Origin of the sequence: Lentzea sp. NPDC060358 (assembly GCF_042725365.1) — a bacterium.
Classification (GTDB): Bacteria; Actinomycetota; Actinomycetes; order Mycobacteriales; family Pseudonocardiaceae; genus Lentzea.
Genome location: NZ_JBHXCW010000024.1, coordinates 1 through 12,160, shown reverse-complemented (window position 1 = coordinate 12,160; position 12,160 = coordinate 1). Strand labels below are relative to the sequence as shown.

Below are 12,160 nucleotides of genomic sequence, written 5' to 3'. Positions count from 1 at the left end.
TCTGGATCGAGCAGGACGGCCATCGTCCCGCCACCGGCCACAGGTTCGCTCGCGGAGGAGTCGGCGCCCTCGTCCGCCGGGGAGCGTCAGCGCGCCGCGGCGCCCCACTCGTGCGCCAGCGCGGCGGCTTCACCGCGCGACCCGACGCCGAGCTTCTCCAGGATCTTCGCCACGTGGAACTTCACCGTGGACTCGCTGATGTGCAGGTCCCCCGCGATCTCGCGGTTGCGGCGGCCGCGGGCGAGCTGCCCCAGGACCTCCAGCTCACGGGCGCCGAGCACGGTCAGCGGGTCCTCGCGCGGGTTCTCCGGCGGCCCGAGCGGCACCTCGATCGCCACGGTCGTGCCCCAGCCCGGCACGGCGTCGACCTCCGCCTTCCCGCCGAGCGGGCCCAGGCGTTCGGCGGCGTGGCGGCGGTCCAGGCTGCCGCAGGTCAGGGTGCCGGGGCCGTCATCGCGCACGGTCGCCCTCAGCGCGGTGCCCACGACCCTCCAGGTGACGTGGACGCGGCTGACGTCGCGCTGGTCGTCGAGCATCGCGTGCACGGCGGACCTGATCACCGCACTGGCCGTCGAGGCGACCTCGGCGGGGATGAGGCGGTCGGCCCCCTCCTCGGCGCCGGGGGTGCCCAGGTCGAGCCGCACGCCGCGGCCGCGCAGCACCCGCTGCAGCGAGTCGGCGAGACGGCCGAAGGCGGTCCCGGCGCGCTCCTCGGTCAACGCCCGCTCGATGTCGGCCCGGGACCTCAGGTCGACCAGCGCCGTGACGGCCAGGTCGACGGCGCGCGAGCGGGCCGACGCGTCGTCCACGGTGCGGTCGCGCAGCACCACGAGCAACGCCGTCAGCGCGGTCCCGTAGGCGTCGCCCAGGTCGGACAGGGTCATGGCGCGCGCCGCCGCGGCCGCGCGCGACACCGCGAGCGTGGCGGGGATCGCCTCGTTGCGCAGGCCTTCCGCGTGCGCGGTCACGAGGTCCCACAGGGAGTGGGCCGGGGCGAGGACCTCCTCGGGCAGCGGCGTGTCCTCGGTCCGGACGAGCACGAGCAGCGAGCTCTGCTCGGGGACGTCGCTCGCCAGCACCACCAGCGGGAGCTCCACGCCGGCCAGGACCGCCCGCCCCTGCCAGGCACCGCGCCGCGGCACCAGGGACCTCAGCGCGGCGACGTCGGCGATGGTGATCTGGGCGCCGGGCGCCTGGCCGCGGACCTTGAACGGCGCGAACGTGCAGTTGGACAGCTCCGCGACGGCCCGGTGGGGAATGGTCTCGTCGAGTGCGGCGGACAACCGCTGCAACGTCTCGCCCAGGGGCGCCTGGATCACCTCGACGGCCGTCCGCAGGTCCATGACCCGAGCGTAGCGCCGCCCGGCGGGGTGACCGCCTGGCCTTCCGGCCAGCCCGGACTAGCCGAAGTGCTGGCACCGGCACGAGGGCTCGGCCGCCATGGTTGACATGTCACCAAGAGCGACGAGCACAGGAGCAAGAGATGAAGGCGATCACCTACACCGAGTTCGGCGGACCCGAGGTCCTGCGCCTCGCGGACGTCGAGGAACCGCACGCCGGACCGGGTCAGGTGCGGCTGAAGGTCGTGGCGGCGGGGGTCAACCCGGTCGACTACAAGATCCGCAACGGGTGGATGCCGCAGCTGGCGCCGCCGTTGCCCGCCGTGCCGGGCATCGAGGTGGCCGGTGTCGTCGACGAGGTCGGCGAGGGCGTCACCGGTGTCGCGGTCGGCGACGAGGTCCTGGGCTGGGCCGTCACCGGTTCCTACGCCGAGCACGCGCTGGCCGTCGACTTCGGCCCCAAGCCCGCGGACCTCGACTGGGACCTCGCCGCCGCCCTGCCCGTGGCCGTCGAGACCTCGGTCCGCGTGCTCGACGCGCTCGGCGTCAGAGAGGGCGACACGCTGCTGGTGCACGGCGCCGCCGGGGTGGTCGGCGCCGTCGGCGTGCAGCTCGCGATCACCCGCGGCGCCACGGTCATCGGCACCGCCTCCCCCGGCAACCACGACTACCTGAGGTCGCTGGGCGCGATCCCGGTCGCGTACGGGGACGGGCTCGCCGACCGGGTCCGCGCGGTCGCGCCGCAGGGCGTCGACGCCGTGTACGACGCCGCCGGGCAGGACCTGGGCGTGCTGGCCGAGCTGCGCGGGGGCGGCGACCGCTTCGTCACGATCGTCAGCCCGCAGGCCGCCGCCGAGGTGAACGCGGTGTTCTCCGGCGGCGGCGCGCCGTTCGGCTCGCGGATCGGCGAGTACGCCCGCCTCGCGGCCGACGGCGTGCTCACCGTGCGCCTCGCGCAGACCTTTGCGCTGGCCGACGCCGCGAAGGCGCAGGAGGTGAGCGCGGGCGGGCACGCCGCCGGGAAGCTCGTCATCCGGCCGTGAGCCGGACGACGGCGGTCTGAGCAGGGACGACGGGAGCGCACCGGGCGGTCGTCACGGCGCCGGCGAGACCGATCAGGTCGCCCGCCTCGCCCAGCCCCGCCCGGCGCAGGTGGTCGAGGGCGCGCGCGTGCAGCAGCTCCGCCTGCTGCACGCACCACCCGCGCCCGTCCTCCGCACCGGCCGCCACCGCCGCCGCGGGGAGGGAGCGGCGGTCGTGCGGCGCCAGCACGTCGTCCACGTGCTTGCGGGCGAGGCCGACGTCGTCGCCGAACTCCCGCAGGTGCCCGGCCTGCGTCCGGCTCGCCCCCGCGGCCAGCGCGCCGAGCTCGCACGCCGCCGCCGTCAGCGAGCTGTGCTTCGCGGCGGCGACGCCCAGGTGCTCGGTCAGGTCCACGTCGGCCCGGTCGTCCATCTCGAGCTCCTGGACGTAGCCGTCCACGACGGACGTCAGGGCGACGTTGAGGATCAGCACCTCGTGCTGGACGAGCCGGGCGAAGGCGAGGCAGAGCAACGCGTCCGCGGCCGAGACGACCCGGTCGTCGCCGAACTCCGCGCGCACGCTCGCCCGGCGGCCCGTCGCGTGGTTCGCGAGGTCGGCGTACAGCCGCTCGTGCAGCGCGGCGAACTCCAGCGCCGTCGCGGCGGCGGTCACGTCCGCCCCTCCGAACGCCTCCGCGGAGAGCAGCACGAGCGCGGCCGTCGAGAAGTCCTGCTGCCGCAGGCCGAACTCGACCACCTCGCGGGTCTCGTCCGGCAGTGCGTCCAGCGCGGCCCGCAGCGACGGCTCGACCGCGGCGCGGACCCGTTCCAGCACGTCCCGCGGTGGCGCGACCAGCTCGGCGATCGTCATGTGCTCCCTCTCGAGGTCGGAGGGCCGACGCTAAACCCGCTGATCAACCCCGCAGCCGCGCATTCCCCTGTCGTGTTGATTCCGGGCACGATCCGGCGAGCGGGACTACGTTGATGTTGAACGGGTTGTCGCCATCATCACCCGACCGTGACCGTCGTTTTCCTGAGGGGCTGACCGTGCGCTACACCAAGCTCGCCGGCATGGACGTGTCCGAGATCTGTCTCGGCATGATGAGCTACGGAGATCCATCGCGGGGCAACCACGCGTGGTCGTTGCCGGAGGAGGAGTCCCGGCCGTTCATCAAGGCCGCGCTCGACGCCGGGATCAACTTCTTCGACACCGCGAACGTCTACTCGGCGGGCTCCTCGGAGGAGATCACCGGCCGCGCCCTGCTCGACCTCGCCCGCCGCGAGGACGTCGTGCTGGCCACCAAGGTGCACGGCCGCATGCGCGAGGGCGCGAACGGCGCGGGACTGTCCCGCAAGGCGATCTTCGCCGAGATCGACCACTCGCTGCGCCGCCTGGGCACCGACTACGTGGACCTGTACCAGATCCACCGCTTCGACGCGTCCGTCCCGCTGGAGGAGACGCTCGAGGCGCTGCACGACGTGGCGAAGTCGGGCAAGGCGCGCTACATCGGCGCGTCCTCGATGTACTCCTGGCAGTTCGCGAAGGCGTTGTTCACGCAGCGGCAGCACGGCTGGACGAAGTTCGTGTCGATGCAGAACCACTACAACCTCCTCTACCGCGAGGAGGAGCGCGAGATGCTGCCGCTGTGCGCCGACCAGGGCGTCGCGGTGATCCCGTGGAGCCCGCTCGCGCGCGGCAGGCTGACCCGCGACTGGGACGCGACGACCGCCCGCACCGAGACCGACGAGTTCGGCTCGAGCCTCTACGTCGAGTCGGACCGCTCGATCGTCGAGCAGGTGGCGGCGGTCGCGTCGGCCCGCGGCGTGTCGCGGGCGCAGGTCGCGCTGGCGTGGCTGCTGCGCAACCCCGTGGTGACGGCGCCGATCATCGGCGTGACCAAGCTGGCGCAGCTCGACGACGCCGTGTCCGCGCTGGACGTGGAGCTGACCGACGACGAGGTTCGCTCGCTGGAGTCGGCCTACGAGCCGCACCGGATCGCCGGGCACTCGTAGGGCCCGCCGGGGAGTTTCACCGCACGTCGTGCTCGGCCGCCCGGCGCACGGCCTGCCGGATCGGAGGAGTCCTCCGGTCCGGCGGGCCGGATCACACGAACGCGCTGTGCCCGGTGATCGCCTTGCCCACGATCAGCGTGTTCATCTCGCGGGTGCCCTCGAACGAGTAGATCGCCTCGGCGTCGGCGAAGAACCGGGCCACGTCGTAGCCGAGCACGATGCCGTTGCCGCCGAAGATCTCCCGCGCCCAGGCCACGACCTCGCGCATCCGGGAGGTGACGAACGCCTTCGCGAGCGACGAGTGCTCGTCCTGGAAGACGCCCGCGTCCTGCAACCGGGCGAGCTGCACGAGCATGCCCCAGCAGGCGGTGATGTTGCCGAGCGACTGCACCAGCTTGTCCTGCACCAGCTGGAACCCGGCGATCGGGCGGCCGAACTGCTCGCGCTCCCGCGCGTAGGCGAGGGCGAGCTCGTAGGCGCCGATCATCACGCCGAGCGCCTGCCACGCGACACCGCCGCGGGTGGCGCGCAGGATCTCCGCGACGTCGCGGAACGAGTTGATGTTCTGGAGCCGGTTCTCCTCCGGCACGCGGACGCCGGTGAGGGTGATCTCGGCGTTCTCGACGATCCGGAACGCGATCTTGCCCTCGATCTTCTCGGCGGTGAAGCCGGGCGTGCCCTTCTCCACGACGAACCCCTTGACCTGGTCGTCGTCGACGTCACGCGCCCACACCACCACGTAGTCCGCGAAGGTGGCGTTGCCGATCCACTTCTTGGCGCCGTCGAGCACCCACGCGTCGCCGTCGCGCCGGGCCGTGGTGCGCATGCCGCCCGCGACGTCGGAACCGCCGAGCGGTTCGGTCATCGCGAACGCGCCGATCTTGTCCATCGCGGCCATCGCGGGCAGCCAGCGGTCGCGCTGCTCCTGCGAGCCGCCGGAGTGGATCGAGTACATCGCGAGTCCGTTGTGGACGCCGAAGAACGTGGCCACCGACGCGTCCGTGCGGCTCATCTCCATCGCGAGCATGCCGGCGAGGAGGTTGCTGACGGCGGCGGGGTGCTCGCCGTAGCCCTCGTAGGACAGTGCGGTGAGACCGGCGCCCCGGAACTTGCCGATCAGCTCGTGCGGGAACTCGCCCCTGTCCCAGGCGTCGTTGACCAGCGGCTTGATCTCGGTGGTCATGAACTCGCGGGCGTGGAGGAGGATCTTGCGCTCCTCGTCGTCCAGCAGCGCCTCGTAGTCGTAGAAGTCGGCGGTCAGCTGGTCTTCCAGGCGGTCCATCGGTCCTCCTCCACGGCGTGCGGCGGCGTGCACGGCTGTCGGCGTTCCCCCTGTCCGAGGATCGTCTCCAGTGGAGGGCCGGAACCGTGATCTCCGCCTCAGCGCGGGGTCATCGTCCTGTCCACCGCGGAGCGCGGCGCTCGGCGAAGGCGGTCATTCCCTCGCGGACGTCCTCCGTCGTCATCAGCCGGGCGTTCGCGGTGCGTTGCGCCGCCCAGGGATCGCCGGACCGCACGACGGCCTTCACGGCGGCGAGCGCCAGCGGGGCGTTCACCGCGATCCGCTCGGCCAGCCGCAGGGCGACCGCGACGGCGTCGCCGTTCGACACGACCCTGTTGGCCAGACCCAGTTCTCCCGCCCGGCGGCCGTCGATCGGCTCCCCGGTCAGCAGCAGCTCCATCGCGAGGTGGTGCGGGATCCGGTGCGGGAGCCGGACGACTCCGCCGGCACCGGCGATCAGGCCGCGCTTCACCTCGGGCAACCCGAACCGCGCGTCCTCGGCGGCGACGATCAGATCGCACGCCAGCGCCAGCTCGAACCCGCCGCCCAGGGCGAAGCCCTCGACCGCGGCGATCAGCGGCTTGGTGAGCTCGGCCTCGGTGAGCCCGCCCAGCCCGCGCTCGTCCACGACCGGCGACTCGCCCCGCATCGCGGCCTTGAGGTCCATGCCGGCGCTGAACGACCCGCCGGCGCCGGTGAGCACGCCCACGCGCAGCTCCGGCGAGGCCTCCAGCTCGTCCAGCGCGGCGGACAGCGCGGTGGCGACGGCGGCGTTCACGGCGTTGCGGACCTGCGGGCGGTCGATCGTGATCAGCAGCGCCGACCCGGTTCGTTCGGTGCGGACCTCGGTCATGCCGGCTCCTCCAGGACTTCGGCGGGGCCCCGGCGGGCACCCGGACGATCGGTTCGGCGAACACCTGCCGACATGATCTCCTCCCGCGGCTCCGCGCGGGCCGGCGTCAGGGAGGTCCCGTTCTCGGCGTGGCCTGGTCGAGGCGCCGGTGGATCGACCCGACCCGGTCGAGGACGTCCCGCGCGATCGGCAGCAGCGCGCTGCCCGCGTCGGTCAGCGCCACGTGGTGCGTGCTGCGGTCGAAGAGCCGGCGCCCCAGCTCGTGCTCCAGGTCCTTGATGCGCTGGCTCAGCGGTGACGCGGCCATGTGCAGCTTGCGCGCGGCGGCGGAGAAGTTGAGCTCTTCGGCGACCGCGACGAAGTACCGGAGGTGCAGCAGTTCCACGCGGTCAGACTAGGCCGTTCGGAGCAGGGTCCGCCGATCACGAGTCCAGGACGGCCAGTCTCCGCGACGCCTCCGACTCGCCCCAGCGGAACCCGATCCGGCGCGACAGCTCCACGGCCTCGCCGTACGAGGCCCGTGCCTGCGCCGCCCGTCCCGCGAGGTCGTGCACGATCCCGCGGTCGAGCAGCGCCCCGGCCTCGACCTGCCGGTCCCCCACCGACCGCGCGAGCGCCACCGCCTCGTCGGCCAGTTCCAGCGCGGTGTCGAGCGACCCGAGCCGGCGGTGGGCGTCGGCCGCGTTCACCAGCGCGTGCAGCTCGCCGGACCGGTCGCCGCACGCGCGGAACATCGTCAGGGTCTTCTCGTAGCAGGCCAGGGCGGACAGGAAGTCGTCCAGGGCCGCGTGCACCAGGCCGAGGTTGGTGCGCACGTACGCGGCACCCCGGGCGTCGCCGAGCTCCTCGCGCACCGCCAGCGAGGCCTCGAGCGCCGTCACCGCCGCGGGCAGGTGGCGGCGGCGCCAGTGCACGATGCCGAGGTTGTTGAGCGTCACGGCCTCCAGCCGCCGGTCGTGCAGTGCGCGGGCCAAGCCGAGCGCGGCCGTCCAGTGCCCCTCGGCCTCGGAGAACCGGAAACCGCGCTCGCAGGCGGCGCCGAGCTCCTGCAACGCCGCCGCCTCCGCACGGACGTCCCCGAGCGTGCGCGCCGCCTCCAGCGCGAGCGCGTTGAGCTCGGTCCAGCCGGCCACCTCGGACCGGCGGCGGAAGTACGGCGAGAGCCCTTCGGCGAACGCGATCGCGGCGGGCGGCGAGGCCTGGTGGGCGGCGGCGACCAGGGTGTCCCGCTCCTGCTCCAGCCAGAGGTCGCCCTGGTGACCGGCCAACGCCTCCAGGTAGTGCTTGTGCAGGCGTTCCAGCGCCATCGACCGCTCGTCCGGCGACTCCGAGCGGCGGCAGCGCTCGCGCGCCAGCACCCGCAGCAGGTCGTGCAGCGCGAAACGGCCCGGCACCGGTTCCTCGACGAGCCGGGCGGCGACGAGCTCGGCGAGCAGGTCCCCGACGTCGGGCACGTCCGTGAGCGCCCGGACCGCCGCGACCGCGAAGTCCGGGCCGTCGACGAGCCCGAGCAACCTCAGCACCCGTGCCGCGGCCGGTCCCAGCGCGGAGCAGCTCACCTCGAACGCCGCGCGCACCGCGACGTCCCCCTGTTCCGGCCCGGCGCGGCGGGTCTGCTCCGCCAGCCGCGCGGCCAGCCGCGGAGCGGTCCACCGCGGATCGTGCGCGAGCAGCGCGCCCGCGAGCCGCAACGCCAGCGGCAGACCACCGCACCAGCGCACGAGTTCCGCCGAGTCCGTTCCGAGCAACCGGACGGCCTCCTCGACGGGCAGGCCGCCGAGCCGCACGTGCGCCGCGCCGCTCAACGACGCGAGCGGGCGCCGTGACGTGATGAGCACGGCCGAGCCGGGACCGGTGGGCAGCAACCGCCGCACCTGGGCGGCCGTGGCGACGTTGGTGAGCACCACGAGCAGCCGCCGGGACGCCGTGGCCGACCGGTAGCGCACCGCCTCCTCGTCGCCGGGCCGTTCACCGAGCGCGCGCAGGAACCGGCTCAGCACCCGACCGGACGCGCCGTCGGAGAGGTCCGCGCGGAGCAGGCCGTCCGGGAACCCGGACGCGCTCTCGTGCGCCGCCCGGACCGCGAGCGCCGACCTGCCGGACCCGGCCGGGCCGCTGATCACGCACACCGCGACCCCGTCGCCGCGCAGCCGCGCCCGGACCAGCCCGAGCTCGCGCGCCCGCCCGGTGAACCCGGCCACGTCCGGCGGCAGCTGCCGGATCGCCGCCGCACCAACGGGTTTCGCGCGCAGCACCTCGGCCTGCACCCGCCGCAACGACTCCCCCGGCTCGACCCCGAGCTCGTCGAGCAGCACCCGGCGGCACTCCCGGAAGGCGGCGAGCGCCTCCGCGGGCCGCCCGGCGCGCAGCAGCGCGAGCATCTGCAGCTCGCGCAGCCGTTCGTCCAGCGGGTGTTCGCGCACCCACTCCGCCAGGTCCGCGACGACCTCGGCGTGCCGCCCCAGTTCGAGCTCCGCCGCAGCGCACTCGACCCGTGCGGCCAGGCGCAGTTCCTCCAGCCGCGCAACGACTCCGCGCAGCAGCCCGGCCGCGGCGAGGTCGGCGAGCGCCGGCCCGCGCCACAGCGCGAGCGCCTCCCGGTAGCGCTGCGGCGCGCGTTCGCGGCGGGCGACGTCGAGCAGGCCGGTGAACCGGGTGAGGTCGAGCTCGGCGGGACCGACGTCCATGAGGTAGCCGGGCGGGCGCGACCGCAGCCGGGAGCCGACGACCTTGCGCAGCTGGTAGACGTAGACCTGCAGGTTCTTGAGCGCCGTTCTGGGCGGCGCGTCGTCCCAGAGCGCGCTGATCAGCCGGTCGGCCGGGAGCACCCGTCCCGGCTGGGCGAGCAGCAGCGCGAGGACGGCCCGCTGCTGGGGCGGCCCGAGGCCCAGACGCGCACCGTCGTCGGCGCGGCACTCCACCGGCCCGAGCACCCGGAACTCCACGCCGCCGATCGTAACCACCTCCCAGCTACTTGACGAAGACCGTCAAGTACTTGCTATCGTCTCTCCAGTGGCGACCACCTCGGAGCACGTGGACCTGCGGGACGACCTGATCCGGCTCGTCACGAGCCGGCTGCTCGACCCGCTGGAAATCCTGCTGCCGCAAGCGGATCTCGCCGGCCTGCGGCAGTCGGCCGAGGCCGACGCGGAGATGTGGGCGGCGCAGCTGCTCGGCCAGGACGACACCGTGGCCCGGCAGACGGCGGTGCGGCTGATGGCCGTCCTGCACCCCGGCGACGTCCCGTTCGACCCGCCCGACGCGTGGTGGGCGACGCCGCTGGGCCGCGTGTCCGCCCGGCGGGTCGGCCACCCCAGCAAGGAGGGCGTGTCGTTCGGGGTGGCGGGCGCGATGCTCGGCATCACCCGCCAGGGCGTCCACGACCTGGTCAACCGCAACAAGCTCGTGCGCCACACCGACGGCGGCGTGACCGTCGAGTCGATCCGCGCGCGGCTCGGACTGAGGAGACAGCGGTGAGGCCGGCGGCTCAGGAGCACGGCACCGAACGACCTCGATGACACCGCGGTCCACTTCGGACTGGAGAACCCGGTTGTCGTCGGCCACTCCCTCGGCGGCATCCTCGCGGGCCTGTAGGCGGTGCGGCACCCGGAGTGCCCCGCCGCGATCAGCCTGGACGGGCACCATTCCGCCACCACCGGTCCGGCGCACTACGCGGGTCTGCCCGACGACCGGCTCCGCGCGGACCTGGCCAAGCTGCACGACGTTTTCACCGCCCAGCTGGAGAGGGTCACGCGCCCGGACCGCTCGATCACCTCGGTCCTGCGCACCGCGCGGGGCTGCGCCGCGACCTGCCGGTCGTGTGCCCGAACGTCGAGGTGCACGAGATCGACGCGACGCACGGCATGGTCGCCGAGAAGCCGTCAGAGGTCGCCGCGGTCGTGGATCACTTCGTGAGCAGCCGCGCGAGCGCCTGACGGGCCCGGCGTGGTGCGGCCGGGTCGTGCTCCAGCTGCAGGAAGTGGTTGAGCGCCAGCATGACGCCGAGGATCTCGTAGACGAGCTGGTCGACGTCGGTGTCCCGCGGCAGCTCGTCGTCGCGCACCGCCCGCCGGATGTGGATGCGCAGATCCCTGCGCCACAACGCGTTCATGCCGGCCAGCGCGTCGCGCACCGGCCCGCTGCGCCCGTCGAACTCGGCCGTCGCCGCCGTGAAGAAGCAGCCGCCGGGCAGCACGTTGCGTTCGAGGTACGACACCCACGCCTCGGTGACGGCCCTGAGCCGCGTCAGTCCCGACGGCATCTGCTTGACCTTGCGCGGCACCTCGCGCTGGAACACCTCCGCGGCCTGGTCGACGACGGCGAGCTGCAACGCCTCCTTGGTGCCGAAGTGCCCGAGCAGCCCGGCCTTGCTCATCCCGAGCTCCGCCGCGAGCCGCCCGATCGTCAACCCCTCCAGCCCCTCGGCCGAGGCGATGGCGAGACTGCGGTCGAGGATGCGCTGCCGGGTCGCCAGCGTGTCGGCAACGGATCGGCGCGGGCTCATCACCTCAGTCTACGGGCCCTTTAGCTACCGACCGATCGGTTGCTATATTCGCCGCGTCGCAACCAGGGCCAGCCTCGCCGAAGGAGCACCCGTGTCCGGATCCCGCCTCGTAGCGCTAGGCCACCACCAGCCCGAACGGGTGCTGACCAACGCCGACCTGGAGCAGATGGTCGACACCGACGACGCGTGGATCCTCCAGCGCACGGGCATCTCGACCCGCCGCATCGCCTCCGAGACGGAGTCCGTGGCGGACATGGCCTCCGAAGCGGGCGCGAAGGCCCTGGCCGCGTCCGGCCTGGCCCCGTCCGACATCGGCCAGGTGATCGTGGCCACCTGCTCGGCCAAGGACCGCTCCCCGTCGATCGCGGCCCAGGTGGCGGCCCGCCTGTCGATCCCGTCCCCGGTCTGCTTCGACCTGAACAACGCCTGCGCGGGCTTCTGCACCGCCCTCGCCACCGCGGACCACACGATCCGCGCGGGCGCGGCCCGGCACGCCCTGGTCATCGGCGCCGAGAAGATGTCGGACCTCGTCGACTGGACCGACCGCTCCTCGTGCATCCTCCTGGGCGACGGCGCGGGCGCGGCCGTCATCAGCACCGCGGACACCCCGGGCATCGGCCCGGTGACCTGGGGCTCGGACCCGTCCCGCGGCAACGCCGTCCGCCTGGTGGACGAGTGGCAGCCGCGCTTCGCCCAGGAGGGCCAGGCCGTCTTCCGCTGGGCCACGAGCGAACTCCCGGCCATCGCCACGCAGGCCTGCGAACGCGCGGGCATCGCCACCACGGACCTGGCGGGCGTCGTGACGCACCAGGCCAACCTCCGCATCATCGAGGCGATGACCCGCAAGCTGAAGCTGTCCGACACCGCCGTGATCGGCCGCGACGTCGTGGTCTCGGGCAACACCTCCGCCGCGTCGGTGCCGCTCGCACTGTCGAAGATGGTGGAGCGCGGGGAACTCCCGTCGGGTCAGCCCGTGCTGCTGTTCGCGTTCGGTGGCGGCCTGTCGTGGGCGGGCCAGGTCATCACGACCCCGTGACCACCGGGGAGCCGGACCCGAACACCCGGCCCTCGCACACCGAAAACCCGTGCCCCCGGAGGGAGCACGGGTCCGGGTGGACCGGTGTGGCGGCTCGGGAGCCCGCCGAG

The 12,160-nt window shown here is 73.7% G+C and carries 10 protein-coding genes and 1 pseudogene; 4 read left to right on the top strand and 7 right to left on the bottom strand.

Features of this window, described 5'->3' with window-relative positions; all coding sequences use genetic code 11:
* Positions 1-86 precede the first annotated feature (86 nt).
* On the bottom strand, positions 87-1,343 hold the full coding sequence (locus ACFWGZ_RS07850) for a LuxR C-terminal-related transcriptional regulator (protein WP_382450705.1): 1,257 nt from the start codon (positions 1,341-1,343) through the stop codon (positions 87-89).
* Positions 1,344-1,483: 140 nt separating this feature from the next.
* On the opposite strand from ACFWGZ_RS07850, the gene ACFWGZ_RS07845 reads away from it, so the two are divergent.
* Positions 1,484-2,383 (top strand): NADP-dependent oxidoreductase, encoded by a 900-nt coding sequence (locus tag ACFWGZ_RS07845; protein WP_382450704.1) that lies wholly within the window; start codon positions 1,484-1,486, stop codon positions 2,381-2,383.
* Here the strand turns inward: ACFWGZ_RS07845 and ACFWGZ_RS07840 are convergent.
* Entirely contained in the window at positions 2,370-3,233 is an 864-nt protein-coding gene (locus ACFWGZ_RS07840; protein WP_382450703.1) for a polyprenyl synthetase family protein, read from the bottom strand. The genes ACFWGZ_RS07845 and ACFWGZ_RS07840 overlap by 14 nt on opposite strands.
* Before the next feature lie 176 nt (positions 3,234-3,409).
* On the opposite strand from ACFWGZ_RS07840, the gene ACFWGZ_RS07835 reads away from it, so the two are divergent.
* Positions 3,410-4,375, top strand: a complete 966-nt coding sequence (locus ACFWGZ_RS07835) for an aldo/keto reductase (protein WP_382450702.1) — start codon at positions 3,410-3,412, stop codon at positions 4,373-4,375.
* 91 nt (positions 4,376-4,466) lie between these two features.
* Here the strand turns inward: ACFWGZ_RS07835 and ACFWGZ_RS07830 are convergent, their stop codons facing one another.
* The 4 genes and pseudogenes from ACFWGZ_RS07830 to ACFWGZ_RS07815 form a co-directional block, all read right to left on the bottom strand.
* Positions 4,467-5,657: an acyl-CoA dehydrogenase family protein gene (locus tag ACFWGZ_RS07830; RefSeq protein ID WP_382450701.1), complete on the bottom strand. Its 1,191-nt coding sequence runs from the start codon at positions 5,655-5,657 to the stop codon at positions 4,467-4,469.
* 109 nt (positions 5,658-5,766) lie between these two features.
* The gene (locus ACFWGZ_RS07825) at positions 5,767-6,510 is read right to left on the bottom strand and encodes a crotonase/enoyl-CoA hydratase family protein (RefSeq protein WP_382450700.1); all 744 of its coding nucleotides are present in this window, start codon (positions 6,508-6,510) and stop codon (positions 5,767-5,769) included.
* Between the two features lie 130 nt (positions 6,511-6,640).
* Positions 6,641-6,895, bottom strand: a pseudogene (locus tag ACFWGZ_RS07820) (LysR family transcriptional regulator); the annotation flags it as partial.
* 37 nt (positions 6,896-6,932) lie between these two features.
* Complete coding sequence (locus tag ACFWGZ_RS07815) at positions 6,933-9,455, bottom strand: BTAD domain-containing putative transcriptional regulator (RefSeq protein ID WP_382450699.1); 2,523 nt, start codon at positions 9,453-9,455, stop codon at positions 6,933-6,935.
* Positions 9,456-9,522: 67 nt separating this feature from the next.
* Here ACFWGZ_RS07815 and ACFWGZ_RS07810 point away from each other — a divergent pair, with 67 nt between their 5' ends.
* Complete coding sequence (locus ACFWGZ_RS07810; protein ID WP_382450698.1) at positions 9,523-9,987, top strand: hypothetical protein; 465 nt, start codon at positions 9,523-9,525, stop codon at positions 9,985-9,987.
* A gap of 427 nt (positions 9,988-10,414) precedes the next feature.
* On the opposite strand, the gene ACFWGZ_RS07805 is transcribed toward ACFWGZ_RS07810, so the two are convergent.
* Positions 10,415-11,014 (bottom strand): TetR/AcrR family transcriptional regulator, encoded by a 600-nt coding sequence (locus tag ACFWGZ_RS07805; RefSeq protein ID WP_382450697.1) that lies wholly within the window; start codon positions 11,012-11,014, stop codon positions 10,415-10,417.
* A gap of 91 nt (positions 11,015-11,105) precedes the next feature.
* On the opposite strand from ACFWGZ_RS07805, the gene ACFWGZ_RS07800 reads away from it, so the two are divergent.
* Positions 11,106-12,050 carry a beta-ketoacyl-ACP synthase III gene (locus ACFWGZ_RS07800; RefSeq protein ID WP_382450696.1) on the top strand — a complete coding sequence of 315 codons (945 nt, stop codon included), beginning with the start codon at positions 11,106-11,108 and terminating at the stop codon, positions 12,048-12,050.
* Positions 12,051-12,160: the final 110 nt, after the last annotated feature.